The sequence below is a fragment of the Desulforamulus aquiferis genome (assembly GCF_030577015.1).
GTDB classification, from domain to species: domain Bacteria; phylum Bacillota; class Desulfotomaculia; order Desulfotomaculales; family Desulfotomaculaceae; genus Desulfotomaculum; species Desulfotomaculum aquiferis.
Window position 1 is genome coordinate 53,710 of the sequence record NZ_JARPTC010000006.1, and the last position, 16,021, is coordinate 69,730.

19 protein-coding genes and 1 pseudogene are annotated in these 16,021 nt (G+C 40.4%); 16 read left to right on the plus strand and 4 right to left on the minus strand.

Annotation, left to right across the window (positions count from 1 at the left end):
- Positions 1 to 358 precede the first annotated feature (358 nt).
- From P6N53_RS05045 to P6N53_RS05065, 7 genes are all read left to right on the plus strand, one after another.
- Positions 359 to 2,035: a Na/Pi cotransporter family protein gene (locus P6N53_RS05045; protein WP_304541656.1), complete on the plus strand. Its 1,677-nt coding sequence runs from the start codon at positions 359 to 361 to the stop codon at positions 2,033 to 2,035.
- A 132-nt stretch (positions 2,036 to 2,167) separates the two neighbouring features.
- The gene (locus tag P6N53_RS05050) at positions 2,168 to 2,431 is read left to right on the plus strand and encodes a hypothetical protein (RefSeq protein WP_304541657.1); all 264 of its coding nucleotides are present in this window, start codon (positions 2,168 to 2,170) and stop codon (positions 2,429 to 2,431) included.
- Between the two features lie 9 nt (positions 2,432 to 2,440).
- A complete protein-coding gene (locus tag P6N53_RS05055) occupies positions 2,441 to 2,701 on the plus strand; it encodes a thioredoxin family protein (RefSeq protein WP_304541658.1) in 261 nt (86 codons plus the stop codon).
- 1 nt (position 2,702) lies between these two features.
- Complete coding sequence (locus P6N53_RS18810) at positions 2,703 to 3,080, plus strand: cytochrome c biogenesis protein CcdA (RefSeq protein WP_441315718.1); 378 nt, start codon at positions 2,703 to 2,705, stop codon at positions 3,078 to 3,080.
- The gene (locus P6N53_RS18815; RefSeq protein ID WP_441315719.1) at positions 3,080 to 3,373 is read left to right on the plus strand and encodes a cytochrome c biogenesis protein CcdA; all 294 of its coding nucleotides are present in this window, start codon (positions 3,080 to 3,082) and stop codon (positions 3,371 to 3,373) included. The genes P6N53_RS18810 and P6N53_RS18815 overlap by 1 nt, the downstream gene beginning before the upstream one ends.
- Positions 3,374 to 3,573: 200 nt before the next feature.
- On the plus strand, positions 3,574 to 3,762 hold the full coding sequence (locus tag P6N53_RS18715) for an aspartyl-phosphate phosphatase Spo0E family protein (RefSeq protein WP_315988659.1): 189 nt from the start codon (positions 3,574 to 3,576) through the stop codon (positions 3,760 to 3,762).
- Positions 3,763 to 3,831: 69 nt separating this feature from the next.
- A complete protein-coding gene (locus P6N53_RS05065) occupies positions 3,832 to 4,413 on the plus strand; it encodes a helix-turn-helix domain-containing protein (RefSeq protein ID WP_304541659.1) in 582 nt (193 codons plus the stop codon).
- A 77-nt stretch (positions 4,414 to 4,490) separates the two neighbouring features.
- On the opposite strand, the gene P6N53_RS05070 is transcribed toward P6N53_RS05065, so the two are convergent.
- A complete protein-coding gene (locus P6N53_RS05070) occupies positions 4,491 to 5,033 on the minus strand; it encodes a hypothetical protein (protein WP_304541660.1) in 543 nt (180 codons plus the stop codon).
- Positions 5,034 to 5,281: 248 nt separating this feature from the next.
- On the opposite strand from P6N53_RS05070, the pseudogene P6N53_RS05075 reads away from it, so the two are divergent.
- The 8 genes and pseudogenes from P6N53_RS05075 to P6N53_RS05110 form a co-directional block, all read left to right on the plus strand.
- Positions 5,282 to 5,584: pseudogene (locus P6N53_RS05075) on the plus strand (DMT family transporter); the annotation flags it as partial.
- A 652-nt stretch (positions 5,585 to 6,236) separates the two neighbouring features.
- Positions 6,237 to 7,055: an HAD-IIA family hydrolase gene (locus tag P6N53_RS05080; RefSeq protein WP_304541663.1), complete on the plus strand. Its 819-nt coding sequence runs from the start codon at positions 6,237 to 6,239 to the stop codon at positions 7,053 to 7,055.
- Positions 7,039 to 7,605 carry a glycerol-3-phosphate responsive antiterminator gene (locus P6N53_RS05085; RefSeq protein ID WP_304541664.1) on the plus strand — a complete coding sequence of 189 codons (567 nt, stop codon included), beginning with the start codon at positions 7,039 to 7,041 and terminating at the stop codon, positions 7,603 to 7,605. Before P6N53_RS05080 ends, P6N53_RS05085 begins: the two co-directional genes overlap by 17 nt.
- A gap of 24 nt (positions 7,606 to 7,629) precedes the next feature.
- Positions 7,630 to 8,769 carry an ABC transporter ATP-binding protein gene (locus tag P6N53_RS05090; RefSeq protein WP_304541665.1) on the plus strand — a complete coding sequence of 380 codons (1,140 nt, stop codon included), beginning with the start codon at positions 7,630 to 7,632 and terminating at the stop codon, positions 8,767 to 8,769.
- Positions 8,760 to 10,070, plus strand: a complete 1,311-nt coding sequence (locus P6N53_RS05095) for an ABC transporter substrate-binding protein (RefSeq protein ID WP_304541667.1) — start codon at positions 8,760 to 8,762, stop codon at positions 10,068 to 10,070. Before P6N53_RS05090 ends, P6N53_RS05095 begins: the two co-directional genes overlap by 10 nt.
- A gap of 20 nt (positions 10,071 to 10,090) precedes the next feature.
- The gene (locus P6N53_RS05100) at positions 10,091 to 10,984 is read left to right on the plus strand and encodes a carbohydrate ABC transporter permease (RefSeq protein ID WP_304541668.1); all 894 of its coding nucleotides are present in this window, start codon (positions 10,091 to 10,093) and stop codon (positions 10,982 to 10,984) included.
- A 10-nt stretch (positions 10,985 to 10,994) separates the two neighbouring features.
- Positions 10,995 to 11,798 carry a carbohydrate ABC transporter permease gene (locus tag P6N53_RS05105; protein WP_304541669.1) on the plus strand — a complete coding sequence of 268 codons (804 nt, stop codon included), beginning with the start codon at positions 10,995 to 10,997 and terminating at the stop codon, positions 11,796 to 11,798.
- Positions 11,799 to 11,809: 11 nt separating this feature from the next.
- The gene (locus tag P6N53_RS05110) at positions 11,810 to 12,625 is read left to right on the plus strand and encodes a sugar phosphate isomerase/epimerase family protein (protein ID WP_304541670.1); all 816 of its coding nucleotides are present in this window, start codon (positions 11,810 to 11,812) and stop codon (positions 12,623 to 12,625) included.
- Positions 12,626 to 12,763: 138 nt separating this feature from the next.
- On the opposite strand, the gene P6N53_RS05115 is transcribed toward P6N53_RS05110, so the two are convergent.
- The 3 genes from P6N53_RS05115 to arsD are packed head-to-tail and all read right to left on the minus strand — an operon-like array spanning position 12,764 to position 14,855.
- A complete protein-coding gene (locus tag P6N53_RS05115; RefSeq protein ID WP_304541671.1) occupies positions 12,764 to 13,705 on the minus strand; it encodes an ArsA family ATPase in 942 nt (313 codons plus the stop codon).
- Positions 13,650 to 14,534, minus strand: coding sequence for an ArsA family ATPase (locus P6N53_RS05120; RefSeq protein WP_304541672.1), 885 nt, complete (start codon positions 14,532 to 14,534; stop codon positions 13,650 to 13,652). The genes P6N53_RS05115 and P6N53_RS05120 overlap by 56 nt, the downstream gene beginning before the upstream one ends.
- Positions 14,535 to 14,546: 12 nt before the next feature.
- Positions 14,547 to 14,855 carry an arsenite efflux transporter metallochaperone ArsD gene (gene arsD, locus P6N53_RS05125; RefSeq protein ID WP_304541673.1) on the minus strand — a complete coding sequence of 103 codons (309 nt, stop codon included), beginning with the start codon at positions 14,853 to 14,855 and terminating at the stop codon, positions 14,547 to 14,549.
- A gap of 313 nt (positions 14,856 to 15,168) precedes the next feature.
- Between arsD and P6N53_RS05130 the strand changes: the two genes are divergently transcribed.
- Positions 15,169 to 15,819: a Crp/Fnr family transcriptional regulator gene (locus tag P6N53_RS05130; protein ID WP_304541674.1), complete on the plus strand. Its 651-nt coding sequence runs from the start codon at positions 15,169 to 15,171 to the stop codon at positions 15,817 to 15,819.
- Positions 15,820 to 16,021 lie beyond the last annotated feature (202 nt).

Consider the following 16,021-nt stretch of genomic DNA (forward strand, 5'->3'; position numbering starts at 1 on the left):
AACCCTTGACCACATTGTACCACCTACGACATTGACCTCAAAGACAATTTCAGCAGAACAAACCATAATATGGATATGATTTACTGAAATAGTAAGAATTTAACATTATTTAAATATATTCTTACTAAAGCTAGAGTAATGGCGGATTCCAACGTTTTTACAGGGAACTCTTTGGGGGCTATATAAGAACAATAGAGCTGGAAATGAAAAATTTAGAGGGAGATTTAACAGTTTTTTTATTTCTGAAGAGAATTGTTTTAAATAATATTAAATAATTGTATGCAAATAAACCACTTTATTTATTTGTAAAGAAACGTTAACATTAGCTAAAAGTCTTCAAGTAAGAAGGTGAGCCGAATTGAACTGGAGCGAGGCAATTTTAAGTATGATTGGTGGAGTAGGGTTATTGCTTTATGGTATGTCTTTACTTAAAGATAACCTTCAAAAAGTTGCAGGAAAAAAGCTACGTGAAATACTGCTATGGGTCACTAGAAATAAACTCATGGGTGTAGCTCTGGGAGCTTCAATTACGCTGCTTTTCCAAAGCAGTACAGCAACCATGGTCTTGCTGGTAGGGCTAACTAGTGCTGGAATAATTACCCTGATAGAAACCCTTCCTGTTATTTTAGGTGCTGACATTGGTAGTACCGTAACAGCACAACTCATAGCATTAAAGGCAACTGAATTGTCATTACCAATAATATGTGTTAGTGCCTTTGCGTTTGTTTTTTCGAAAACGGCTAGGATTAAACGTTTTTCTTTAATATTTTTAGGATTTGGTCTCCTTTTCCTAGGACTTAAACTAATGGCCGACACAATGTACCCGCTAAAGAATGATCCTTCGGTCAGTGCATTGCTGCTTAAGGTTAGCTCCTACCCGGCTTTAGATATATTGATTGCGGCGGTGTTTACCTTCCTTATAGCCAGCAGTGCTGCAACTATAGGAATTATAATGTTACTTGCTATGCAAAATCTTATTACCCTTGAAGCGGCCTTATATATGATATTAGGGGCCAATATTGGAACCGCCTTTACGGCGATACTATCAAGCTTAGGTTCATCAAAAGAAGCACAAAGGGTTGCACTGGCTCATTTACTGTTTAAGGTAACCGGAGTATTATTATTCTTGCCGTTTATTTCGCGCATAGGTAATATTATGCAGCTAATCACACAGTCAAGGGGTTTTCAGGTGGCCAACATCCACACATTTTTTAATATAATGATAGCAATACTATTTCTTCCTTTTACACGGCAGTTTGCTAAACTACTTGAATTCATAATTCCAAATAAAAATAATGCAGGGGTGGGTATGGTACCAAAATATTTAGATGAAACACTTTTATCAAGTCCTGAAATTGCAATTGGTATGGCAACAAAAGAAGCAGTAAGGATATCAGATTTTGTGTCAGATATGATTAAACCTATATATACGCTTTTTGAGTCTTACAATCAGGACCATGCTGATGCATTGAGGGAGAAAGAGGAGCAGGTTGACCTGCTGTCTAGAGCTACGAATAAATACCTAACCCAATTATTAAGGCAACAATTAGTAAAAGGTGATTTAAATAGAACCATGAGCTTAGTAAACATTGTTCGTGAATACGAATTTATAGGTGACATTGTGGAAAGGAACATCTTGAGTAAGGCAGAAAATTTGAATATAAGAAATCTTGAATTTTCTTCTTCTGGTAGAGAAGAGATTAGGACATTACACGGAAAAGTGGTGGAGCATTTACAAATTGTTAACACTGCTGTAGCTACTAATAGCAACACCCTGGTAGATAAGGCCAAGTTATCATATGAGGATATTGTTGATTTAGAATTCCGTTTGAGAATGAGCCACATAGCCCGTATGCGAAAGGGAACTCCAAAGACTGAGAATACCAGCTTCATCCATATGGATTTAATAAATTCCTATCTAAGAATAAGTGAGCATTTAAATCAAATTATCCTGCACATCAACCAGGACTCAACTAGCACCTGGCATAAGGAAGCAAATTTCTTGACTTATAAGCAAGGGCTAAGGTTTAGGTAAATGGCTAAGACCCTAACAATCCTGGTTAAAATGTAAAATTTTAACAAATACTTGATGCTTAGGTATATAAGTGGTAATCTATAATAAATTTATAATATAAGCAATAAATTAGGTGTCAAAAGGGGATATGTCATGAACAAAGGCGTCAAGACAGCAGTACTGGCATTCATTATTCTAGCCTTTTTAGCACTAGGAACCAAACCTTTATGGCTTGGGAATGGTCTAGAAACTGCTGAGGAAGTGTCAAAAATGGAAAGCATACAGGGAGAACCAGTTATAAAAGAGCTTCCAGAAGGCAATAAAGCTGGCATAAAATCCTTGGCTCAATTGCTTGATGACAGCTTTGCCACGGGTAAGCCGGTAATGGTTGTCTATACATACAATGCGGACTGTTGACCCAGCACCATGGAATATATTTCCGCCCACCGGTCGGTGGTGCAGCAAATTGAGAGGGAATATAGTGCTCAAGTGACCTTTGCTTGGATTGATGTTTCAATCTACCAGGAGACGGAAGCTGATCTTTTAATGAAAACGGCTAGAGAAATGAAGGTTCAAACTATTCCTGCCCTAGTACTGATGGATAATAAGGGTACATTGGTGCAGACCTGGTATGGAGAAGTGGATAAAGACGAGGTGAACAAAATTATCGAAAAGGTGTTGAAGTAATATGCCTTCTCTTGAAGCCCTCCTGGGTGGTTCTCTAATTATTTCCCTGCTGGCAGCCCTATCAGCCGGCTTGTTGAGCAGCCTTAGCCCATGTACTCTACCTACTGCGGTTATGGTGGTTGCCTATGTTGGGGGATATGATAATAGCTCCCGCTACCAGGGTTTTACCCTGTCACTGGCCTTTGTGCTGGGATTGTCTCTGACCTTGGCCACCGTGGGAGCAGTTGTTTCAGCTATAGGAGGTTTGTTTTTAGAAAACACGCTGGTGTGGTACTTGGCCGCACTTATAGCGGTGCTGATGGGTGCCAACCTGCTGGGCTTTATAAGCTGCCAAGTCTGGGGTTTAATCCCACCGGGATCAAAAAGGGCAGCGGTGTAGTGGGTGCTTTTTTGCTTGGAATTCCCTTTGCCATAATAGCTTCCCCTTGTACCGTCCCTATAACCGCAACAGTTTTGGCATATGCTGCTGCTAAAGGTAGTGCCTGGTACGGATTTTTACTTCTCTTTATCTTTGCAATGGGAAGAAGTATACCACTATTGGCTGCGGGAACATTTACATCAATTTTAAAGAATTATTCACGATTTGGTGTGTTAACTCGGTCAATACAAAAGATTAGTGGTTTAGCTCTGATTATTCTAGGCTTTTACCTTCTTTACACCATAGTTAACTAGTTTTGCTACTGGTAATAAAAAACAGGTTGCCCTAAGGGTAACCTGTTTTTATTTCCAGACAGTGATACAACATAATGGGGCAAATACCATTTTATGATCCATTTTGTATATATTAGTTAAAGTAAATAATTATTGTCTTTAGGTTATGTTAATATTTATATTGTCAGTAAATATTTGTTGTTTTACTTTTCTTGAAAGAAGTGATAAAAATTAATAAAGAACCTGAGCAATTATTAGATGAAATAAACAGGCTAAAGGATGAATTGTATCTGCTAATATCAAAAAATATTGATATTAAAGATCCCCAGTTTATAGAAGCAAGTACCAAACTAATGAAACTAATAAATGAGTATTATAAACATAAAAACAGAACTAATGTTCAAATATAGCATTAGTGAATCTCGGTTGTTAAATCAACAATAATCAGTAATAATAGATTAAAGTTGGTGAAAAACCCTATGTTTTTTAATAAATCACTTTTTATTAAGAGGTTAAGAAAGCTACGATTAGAAAGAAAATTAACTCAGGAAAAACTAGCTACTATGTTGAATGTTTCTAGGGGAGCGATTAGTCATTGGGAAGTAGGAGACCGTTCACCAAGTCTTGATATTATTAATGCTTTAGCTAAAAGCCTTAATTGTACACCAGCATATCTACTTGGTTTTACGGGGAAAAGGAACCCTTTAGATGAACACACACATACAGTAGACAATTTTTTTTTAATGTCTGATATACCTATGTACCTATCGAATTATGACTCGGAAGGTAACCCGAGGTTTATGGAAGTCAACAATGCTGTATTGCGTATTTTAGGGTATAGTAGGGAGGAATTTCTTAACCTGGACCCTAGGATGCTTTGTGAAAGAGTTTATTTAAGCAAGCTATCTAAAAATATTGATGTGGTGAACCAATGCAATAAGCTAATTGTAGGGTGGGTTCATGTCACTAAAGACGGTAAAAGATTACCCGTTGAATTAAATATTTATAAATTTTGCTTTGATGATAATGAAGCTTATTTAACTATAGCCTTATATCATTAGTGATGGCTCGCTGAAAAAACCCTCTGGAGAAGAGGGTTTTTTCACAGATAAGGGGTTGTTTGTTATATTACACCTAATTATTCACGAATTGGTGGATCTATAGAAATTATTGGATTCAGAAAAACCTGGTCTACCCCGGCATATCCAAAATTTCTTATGCCAATAAAGATAACACCATAGGGAGGAGTATCTGAGAAGGTTAATCGACTAACTGGAATAGTGAAAATAACCTGACGATACCTATAAAAGGGAATCTCAGTCATAGGAATTAAAGCTTCATAATTAATATCTGCTGAAAAGTTTAGATAAACAGAACCGCTAGTGTTTTCTGTAAATCTAGCCATATAAAAATTTAGTCTATAATCTCTGCTAGTATCTAAAGGAAGGGTATATTGAGCAATATAACTATCAGTGTAAAGGAAGCAATATTGTCTCCCTACAAAGGCTGCATCAGTATACAGCCTACCTGTGCCATACCAGGGATATAATGTTGGATTTTCAAAACCGCCATTTTCAATGGCCCCCCAGGGCGTCTGTCTTGCCATAATAGTATCTTTATGACTAAAGCTGTTGTTTATTTTACCTTCTATGAGAAGGGGATGGTTAGCAATATCTGACATTACTGTACCTCCTTACTACATCAATTAGGAAGTGGCTTATCACTTAAACACATTAAAACATTGGAACTTTATTCCATATTAATATTATGCTGAAAAGGTATTTTTGGTTCATATGAAAGAATTAAACCCGCAATAAAAGGAATGAGTCCCCGGTATAAAGAATTCTTACAAGAAGCCGCTCGCTCGGCCTGAGCAAATTTGCTTAGCTTAATATGGAGGGATAATTAATAGTGGCCTATTTATACTTAATGCTTGCAATTGTAAGCGAACTTATTGGGACTTCTCTACTTAAAGCATCGGAGGGGTTTTCTAAGTTGTTTCCTACGCTGGGGTTGCTGGTAAGCTTTACTGTAGCTTTCTTCTTTTTGTCTTTATCACTTAAGACAATACCATTAAACATGGCATATGCCATCTGGTCAGGTTTAGGGACAGTAGCCACTGTCATCATTTCTATTTTAATTTGGAAGGAAAAGGTCAATTTTGCCAGCATCACAGGAATTACCTTAATTATAGTGGGAGTCATAGTATTAAACCTTTATGGGCCGGGACATGGGGAGTCCGCTACTAAGGAAAATTCGGTTCATAATAGCAACGAAAGCTCTTTTCAAACAAACAATTAATCAAGAGAAGTATAGGCAATGGTGTATGCTACTGGATAAAATATAACAAAGGTATCTAAAGAGAAAATATTTGCTGCGGTAGGGTACAAATGGGATAATATAAGCGAAACGGTTAGTGAAGGAATGAATCAGATAGTTTTTTAAAGAATGGAAAGGTAGTTTGTTATTTGTATGGTTATCCGGAAAACAACGGATATGGTATTAGTTTTAGAAGTAAAGACCATAATCAAGAGTTCGCGGTTTTAAATATAAAGGACAACTTAAACTTTCAGATCACAAGAACTGATGGGGTAGTATATTTGAACAAATAAATTCCATTGACTTGACCAAAGGTAAAGAATCGCCTGGGATATAAAACAGGCGATTCTTTTATTAATCTATCCCTTACAAGAAAAAAATGTAATTGTAATGCTGGTTTAACAATGGTCTAGTATTATATGGGTAAATAAAACAATGCTTTGCTGTGAGGGTATGAGAATATGAGAAAACCCTGTGTACAGTGATAAAAGTATACCCTTGGTAGTAAGGGCACTTTTAACTGTGCATGAGGGTTTTTGTCATTTTTTGACGTAAGGAGACTAGCATGACAGTCAATGGAGACCTTTTTGAAGCTTACCTTTTTGATCTTGACGGCACAGTTTTTATTGGCGATAGCTTACTTCCCCATGTGCAGTCGACTATAGAGTATCTGCGGCGAATAGGCAAGGACATAGCATTTTTGACAAACACTTCGGTTCAAACTCGGCGGGATTGTCAAAGGCGGTTAGAAAGATTTGGGCTGACGGTGCCGCTAAATGAAATAATTACGTCCGCCTATATGTCAGGACTCTATTTCAGTGAATGTTACCCCGATGCCACAGTTATGCTGGTGGGAGAAAAGGCACTGGCCGATGAGTTGGAGGGATTTGATATAAGGACCACCCACAATCCAAAATTAGCAACCCACCTCCTGGTGGGGTTAGATCGGGGTTTTAATTATGAGAAGCTCCATCGGGGTGTTCAGGCCTTACGCCAGGGGGCCATGCTTGTGGCAACTAACCCCGATCCCAATTGTCCAGTTCAGGATGATGTAATACCAGACACCTGGGCCCTGGTAAAAGCCCTTGAGGTGGCAAGCTCCGTTAAGACCCACGCTGTCATTGGAAAACCATCTAGGTATTACGCACAAAAAGCCTTAGACATAATTGGCAGACCGAGGGAAAGGTGCTTGATGGTCGGTGATCGGTTAGAAACAGATATTTTACTGGGTTTAGAGAGTGGAATAAAGACCGCCCTGGTATTAACTGGGGTTAGTAATTATGATGACGTAAAACAAAAGGCTATTTTTCCCGATTACATACTATACAACATGGGTGAATTAATCGGTAAGGGAGGTGTATTCAGAAATGCAAAACTGGTTTAACTGCCTGGGGCAAAGCCGGGTCATTGCTGCTGTTCGCAATGCCGGGGATATCCAGCAGGCCTGTAAGAGTAAAGTGCCGATTGTATTTCTGCTGACCGGCGATCTGCTCACCATAAACCAATATGTTGAAAGGATCAGAGGCTGTGGAAAGGGAGTCTTTTTACATACCGATTTTATTGCCGGTTTAAGCAACGATCCTGCTGGAATTAAATACTTAGCCCAGCAAGTAAGACCCAACGGAATAATTTCTACCAAAGGGCATCTTGTAAAAGCAGCTAAAAATGAGGGCCTTCTTACAGTGCAGCGATTATTCCTTATTGACACCAATGCCATGGAGCAGGGTGTAAATAATTTGAGACAGATCAATCCCGATGTAGTTGAAGTAATGCCAGGCCTAATCCCCAGAGCCATTTCTGAACTAAAGGAACAACTTCCTATACCCATTATCGCTGGAGGCTTAATTAAAAACAAAGCAGAAATAGAGGTTGCCCTTAGGGCAGGTGCCTGCGCTGTATCAATGTGTGACCAAAACCTATGGAATTATCAATGACGAATTTAAGGAGGAGGAGATTTTTTGGCCAAGGTAGAGCTGCAGCAGGTTTCTAAACTATATGGGCAGCAGCAAGTGGTCTATGATATCAATGCAGAAATACAAGACGGGGAATTCTACGTGCTGCTTGGTCCCTCGGGTTGTGGCAAATCAACCACCCTTAGAATGATAGCAGGATTGGAAACAATTAGTTCAGGTTTAGTGCTTATTTCCGGACAGCCCATGAACCATGTTCCCCCAAGCAAGCGCAGCATCTCCATGGTATTCCAAAACTACGCCCTATATCCCCATTTAACGGTAGAGGAAAATATCCTTTTTGGGCTGCAGGTTCGTAGGATTGCAAAGCCTGAGTGCCAAAGGAGACTTACCAAGGCGGTGGAAATGCTGGGCATTGGAGAACTCCTTAAGCGTAAGCCCCGCCAATTGTCCGGTGGACAGAGGCAAAGGGTTGCCCTGGGAAGGGCCATTGTAAGTCAGCATCCCATTTGCCTCATGGACGAGCCCCTTTCCAATCTTGATGCTCAATTGAGGGGACAAATGAGAACAGAGCTAAAAAAACTACAGCAGGACCTTGGCATCACCATGATTTATGTAACCCACGACCAGGTTGAGGCTATGACCATGGGAGACAGGATGTTGATTCTAAAGGAGGGTAGAGTTCAGCAAATAGGCAGACCCCTGGATGTTTACAACCGGCCTGAAAATCTCTTTGTAGCTGAGTTTATTGGTTCTCCCACCATCAATACTGCATCGGGGGTATGGGAGAGGCGAGGCAATCAATGGGGTGTTAGGCTGAAAAACGGGATTCAGAGCCTCTTTTTGCCAGTGGACCAAAGGAACATTGCCCCTAATACCCCCTTGGTTTTAGGGATCAGGCCGGAGTTTCTGGAAAGGTATAGCCCGGATAATTCAGTCTCGGATTTACAGTGTTTTACAGTTAGCGTGGAGGAAACAGAACTCCTTGGTTCAGAAACTCTGGTGGGCTTTAACCTGGCCGGGCAAAGATGGCGGGCTAAATGGATGGGCCAGTGGCAGTTTAAGGTGGGAGATTCCCTTGAGATAGGTTTCCGTTTCGAAAATATACTGCTCTTTGAGCAGAGTACGGGTAAATTAATTACCGTTAATGAAAGGACAATGATGAAGGAGGAAAAGTTATGCGGTTAGTATTAAAGCTTGTTAGCCTGTGCCTAATCTCTATGCTTATTTTTACAGGCTGCTCCAATGGAGGCGACTCTGCCGGAAATGCAGCTAAAGGGGATGAAGAAAAGCAGGTAGAACTTACATTTTATTACCCCATAGCCGTTGGTGGTCCTTTAACCAAGGTAATTGAAGGGATGGCCAGCGAGTTTACTAAAGAAAACCCCAATATTACTGTGAAACCAGTTTATACAGGCAGCTATGCCGATACCAATGTAAAGGTACAGGCTGGAGTACAGAGTAACAATCCACCGGATGTGGCTGTGCTCCTATCCACGGAACTTTATACCATGCTGGATATGGATGCCATTATACCCCTGGATGATCTTATTGCTAAGGATGGAGGCAGAGAATATATCAACGACTTTTATCCGGCCTTTATGATGAATTCCCAAACCGGGGGCAAGACCTGGAGTATACCCTTCCAGCGCAGTACCATCGTTTTATACTATAACAAGGATGCTTTCCGGGAGGTTGGCCTAGATCCTGAACAGCCGCCCAAAAACTGGGATGAATTGGTTGAGTACTCAAAGAAGCTCACTAAGGCTGGCCGTTATGGTGTTGAAATCCCCACCACCGGCTACCAATACTGGATCTTCCAAGCCTTCGCCTTACAAAACGGTAAAAACCTAATGTCCAATGATGGCAAGAAGGTATTCTTTGATACACCAGAAAACATTGAGGCCCTGGAGTTATGGGTGGATTTGGCCCAAAAGCATAAATCCATGCCTGAAGGTGTACTTGAGTGGGCTACTGTTCCTTCAGATTTCCTGGAGGGTAAAACTGCCATGATGTATCACACCACCGGCAATTTGACCAACGTTAAGAATAATGCCAAGTTTGATTTTGGAGTGGCCTTCCTGCCTGCCAAGAAAAATTATGCCAGCCCCACTGGCGGCGGCAACTTCTATGTATTTAAAGGAATCTCCGAAGATAAACAGGAAGCTGCCTGGAAGTTTATCCGGTGGATGACCGAGCCGGAAAGGGCTGCCCAGTGGAGTATTGATACAGGCTATGTTGCTACCCGCAAGTCTGCCTATGAAACTGACCTCATGAAAGGGTACGTTGCTGACTTCCCCTACGCAGCGGTTGCCCGGGATCAGTTAGAATATGCATCTGCAGAACTTTCCACCCACCACAATGGTAAAATCTACAAGACTATCGGTGACAACATTCAGGCTGCCATAACCGGTACAGCGCAGCCGGCGGAGGCTCTGAAAAAAGCCCAGGAGGAAGCCGACAAGGTGCTGGCCCCCTTTAACAAGTAAACAATGTTAGGAAGCGAAAAATGAATAAGGGAAAATTCCTTGAGCAGTTCAAAGTGAATATATATGCCTGGTTATTCCTCCTTCCCTCGTTCATATTTCTCCTGCTGTTCACCTTTTATCCCGTGATGCAAACCTTTTACCTTAGCTTTTTTCAGGCGGGTCTGGGAACCCCGGACCCCCTCTTCACCGGGATAAACAACTATAGGGAAATGATGGACGACCATGTCTTACAGAAAGTATTGACTAATAACCTTTGGTTTGCCCTGGGCACAGTACCAACAAGCATGGCCTTAGCCATAATAATGGCCCTCTTTGCCAATAAGTCAATCCGGGAGAAAAGCTTTTTGCGCACAGCTTTCTTTTATCCCACCATCATTCCCATGATTGCAGTGGCCAATATATGGCTGTTTATTTACACGCCGGAATACGGATTAATGAGCCGGCTGCTCAAGTGTTTTGGCATGCAGGGCTTAAACTGGCTGGGAAGTCAGGAGCTTGTCATGTGGGCCATGATTGTCATGATTATATGGAAAGAGGCCGGGTATTTTATGATTTTTTATCTAGCCGGTCTGCAAAGTATTTCCCAGGAGCTCTATGAATCGGCAGAGCTTGACGGTGCTTCCCGGTGGACTGTATTCTGGAAAATTACTTTCCCGCTGTTGATGCCTACAACCTTATTTGTCATGATCATTGCTGTGACCAATTCCTTCAAGCTGGTGGATCACCTATTTATAATGACCAGAGGTGGTCCGGAAAACGCCAGTAATCTATTATTGTACTACATATATGAAACGGCCTTTACCTTCTGGGATAAGGGTATGGCCTCAACCTTGACTATTTTGTTAATATTTATACTTCTGGTTTTGGCAGCAGTACAGTTCTTCAGTCTGGATAAAAAAATACACTACAACTAGGAGGGGAATCATGCTGGGTAATATAAGCCGCGGGGGCATCTTGGCCCTGGGAATCCTTTGGCTGATTCCCCTTGTTTGGGCCGTATGGTCAGCCTTTCAGACCCGTGAGAGTGTTTTGTCGGCCAAGCTAAGTTTTAGCTATACTCTAGCCAATTTCAGCAAGGTATGGGATTCAGCTCCCTTTGCAACATATTATCTAAACACCTTTATTCTGGTTTTGGGAATTCTCGCAGTACAGCTTGTGACCACCACCCTGGCAGCCTATGCCTTTGCCAGGATGGAGTTTATAGGCAAGGATGTTATCTTTATGCTGTTTCTTGTACAGATAATGGTGCCTGCTGACATCTTGATTTTTCCCAATTACAATGTATTAAGTGATCTTTCACTGCTTGATACAAAGCTGGGCATAATGATGCCCTACTTTGCCTCTGCCTTTGGAATATTTCTTCTTAGGCAAACCTTTAAGACAGTACCCTACGAATTGGAGGAAGCCGCTAAAATGGAGGGCTGCAGTTGGTGGCAGACCCTATGGAAAATTTACATCCCCTTGGCCCGCCCAACATATATTGCCTTTGGGCTAGTTTCCGTTAGTTATCACTGGAATAATTTCCTATGGCCCCTGATTGTTACCAATTCAGTGGAAAACCGTCCATTGACAGTGGGGTTGGCTATTTTTGCCCAATCCTTTGAAACGGGAGCCCAATGGATAGAGGTTTCGGCAGCAACCCTTATGGTTGTTTTCCCTTTATTACTTGCCTTTCTTCTCTTTCAGCGTCAATTTATGAATAGTTTTATGCATTCTGGTATTAAGTAGGTGTGAAGCTTATGAATAACAGAGACTTTTCCATTTCCTCATATGCTCTCTATGAGCAGCCCCTTCAAGCTGCACTTCCATCTTTAATCAGGGAGGGGTGGAGGTCCATAGAAATTTTATTGGAACAGCGGCATCGGGAACTATTAAACTGGCCTGACAAAAGAATAATAGCCTTAAGGGAATTTGGGTTGTCAGAAGGGATTAATTGGACGTTGCATGCCCCCATAGAACAAATTAACCCCATCAGTAATTCCCCGGCAGTTCAAAAGGAGACACTAAAAGTACTACTTCAAAGCCTGGATATTGCCGAGCAGATATCTTGCAAATATATGGTTTTGCATCCTGGTGAGGTGGAAGGTGATACTTCAAAGGATTTTTTCGAAGGGAGGACAAGACTTGTCTGCTTTTTGCAGGAGCTTTTAGATAGGAGCAAGGGCAATAAAACCATTATAGCCCTAGAAAATGTTCCTCCTTACCCTAACCTATTTGGCTGGCAGGTTGATGAGCTGCTGTATGCATTGGAACAAATTAAATCTTCCAGGCTGGGACTAGTATTTGATTTCGGCCATGCCCACATGGTTAACTTCAGTTATTGCTTCGAGGTTTTTGAAAGGATACTTCCTGAACTGGTGGGGGTTCATGTTTCGGATAATAATGGTGAAAGGGATGAGCACAATCCTGTGGGTGCGGGCAGTGTACCCTATAAACAAATAATAGCAGCACTGAAAAGGGCTAGTTTTACAGGCAATATTGTGCTGGAAACCCGCAGTATAGAAGAAAGCCGTGCAAGTTTGGAAAACCTGCAAGGCCTGTATGGCAGCACTTAAAGTGCTTTTATATAGATAACCCTCCCCATTATTCAGCTTCGCCTATGGCGGGGCATTTTTTTTTAGGCAATTTACATGGAAGTCCCTTGATGTCAATTTAAAAAAATTGCACCCTAGGGGGTGCAAAGAGACTTTACATTAGAATATTGTATCGGATACCCTTTGCAGCATGTCTAAGCCTTTGATTTCCCTTTCAAACATGGGAACCTTAAGCATTTGTGCCGATGGAAAACTATCCTTTATTTCATTAAGGTATTTCTCTTGCATTTCCCTTCTTTTTCTAAAGAAAGGTGTTATAGCCTGTTCCTCAGGAATTATTAAGTTTGCCACAACCAATTGGGTCTTAATTCCCACGGTACCCAATTCCTCAGAAGCCCTGTAGGCTTCTATAATAGGGGTTTTTTCCGGGTACATGACAAAGGCAAAGGTGGTGGAATTTTCGTCCTTCATCATTTGTATTACCTTGTCAAACTGCTCCTTTTGCCTTTTGTCAGCCTCACTAATTTCTGTAGTTAAGCCGGCCTTTAGCTGGATCTGTTTGCTCCAGTCCATAGGCAATTCCAAAAGCCGTAAGGTATGCCCGGTGGGTGCCGTATCAAAGACAATTACCTCATAGTCCTCTAGGCTGGCGTATTCTATAAATTTTTGAAATGAAGCCATTTCTTCGGTGCAGGGGGAATTCAATTCTTCCTCCATTGTCCTAACGGTGTTCTCATCGAAATTTATTCTGGCATCTTCCAATACCTTATTTTTATATTCTTCCGTTGCCTTTTTCTGCTCTATCTTTACTGCATATAAATTTTCTAGCCCATCAATTTTAGTGATTTCCTCGGTTACTGGTCTATCCAGGACATTGCCAATATGAGCAGCGGGATCTGTGGTCATAAGAAGGGTTTTAAAGCCCCTTTTAGCTGTCTGGATGGCAGTAATGCAGGCTAATGAGGTCTTGCCGACACCACCCTTGCCTGAATAAAAGATATTTTTTCTTTGTCCCTTGTTGGGATAAATTAGTTTGCCGATAGTATTAATTTTGATCACTTCCTGAAAATAATTTACTGGCAGATCTTCTAAACATATCAATTCCCTTAAGCTCAGAATCAAATAACTTCATTGTTTTGATTGGCAAGCCTTTAAAGGCAGCCCTTGCTTTGCCCAGATAGCCCTGCTGCATGTCATACCTTGATTTAAAGAAGGGGTTGACCGCTTCTTCCTCGGGGATAAAACCATTAACAATTATTGTCGATGTCTCGATTCCAATTTGCCTAAGTTCCTTTGATGATCTGATGGTCTCATCCAGGGAGGTTTGCTCAGGCTGCATGACAAATATAAAGTCTGTTTGGCTAGTGTCCTTTAATTTTGCCACCGCCTCATCATACTTTTTCTTGCTGTCTTGAATGAGGGCCACTGGACCCATACAGGTTTGCCCACTACCCTTAGAGCTTTCCTCAATATGTTTACTCCAATCAACGGGCAGTTCCAACAGCCTTATGGTATGACCAGTTGGGGCAGTGTCAAAGATGATAATATCAAATTCATCCTTATCCATAAAATCAATAAACTTATCAAAGGAGGCCATTTCCTCGGTACAGGGACCGCTTAATTGTTCATCAGCAATCCCGATCATTTCTTCATCAAATAAATCCCTTAGCGGAGCTAAAGACTTCTCCTTATATTCGGCGGTGGCCTTGTCCGGATCAATCTCCATGGCAAACAGGCCATCTATCCCGGTTATTTTTGTAACCTGATGTCCAATTTCTTGCTCAAAAACATCCGATAGATTAGCGGCGGGATCTGTTGTCACAATAAGTGTTTTTTTACCTTGATCAGCATAATAAACACCTGTTGTGGATGCCATAGAAGTTTTTCCTACACCACCTTTACCTGAAAAGAATATATATTTTGTTTTCATTAAATTCATCTCCTAGCTTTTCTGGATTATCTTTTCCATCTCATCTAGAGTGGGATAGCCACCTGTCTTAATTACCTCACCGTTGAATGTTGCGATTGGAAGTACGTCTTTACCCTGCTCTTTTACTAATTTATAAACGCTATCATTTTCCTTGAACTTTGAAGGCTGCTGAGTCATCATATAGCGCTCAATTTCTAAACCAGTATATTTCTTTTTAAGAGTATCTATATTTTCAACCAGTTTGACCAGTTTCTCATCCACACTCGGGCCACAAATGCCGGTGGGGCAACACATGGGTGGCTCGTAAAATTCAATTTTCATAAAATAGCACCTCCAATTTTGTTTGTTTTTTACTAGCCCGGATTTTTATTTTGCCCCTTATCAAATTGTATAATTCGGGTAAGAGGTTCCGCAAATTAATTATATTACAATATTATAATATAAATCAAGGACAATTTTAATGTGCTTTAAGCAAAAAGATTCCTTGGCAGTGAAGCAAAGCAAGTTGCTAAAAATTAGGTTATAATATATATATAAATAGAATAATTGTTCAAGGGAATTTAAAATGATTGGAGAATATTTAAAACAATTTAGTTAATATGATTCTTCATTGCCTAGAGAAAGGGGAGCCAGCATGGATTTGCTTAAACAGCCTGGTGTTGTTCTCTGCGAATTTAAGAAAGGTGAATATATTATAAGGCAAGGGGAAGAAATTCAGTATTTGTACTATTTAATGAGCGGCACTTGTCATCGGTCAACCATTACGGAAAAAGGTGATGAAATTGTCTTTGGTGTTAAAAAATCATCGGAAAATTTTGTCCAATCTACCCTGGGTGTTTTGATTATCTATAGCAATGGTATTAGTTCGAACAATTTTATTGCAGATACCACTTGCAAATGCTATAGAATACCTAAGAAAAATTTTCTTCATTATATAAAAGACAAGCCAGAACTTTTAAATCAATTAATAACATTAGCCATGTATGAGTTAAGGGAACTTGCTGGTTCCTTTCAAGCCAGACAGGAGGGGAAGGTGGCAAACCGCCTTTGTGAGCAGTTGTTGAAGAATGCGCAACTTAGACAGGGCAAACTTATAGTAAATAAGGACTACAGCAATTACACAACAATAGGCCGCTTTTTAGGTATCCATAAGGTAACTGTGGCCAAGATATTAAAAGCCCTCAAAGAGGAAGGCATTATTGATAAAGACAAGCAAGGTATTATAATTCTTAATGAAAAACTATTAACAAGTTATGCCAGGGCAGAAAAAACTATAGACTATTAGCTAAAAGCTATGGGTTATTAACCTGTAGCTTTTTTATTTTCCTTGTCCGGTATAGTACCAAAATAATGTCATCTAAATATCAAAAACTTACTGAAGTGTTAGTCTATGTTATCTTTTATTTAATGATAAAGCTGATATTATAACCTTGTAAAAAAACACACAAAATGCAAATGAAAAGGGGGAGATTTATTAGGCTTATATG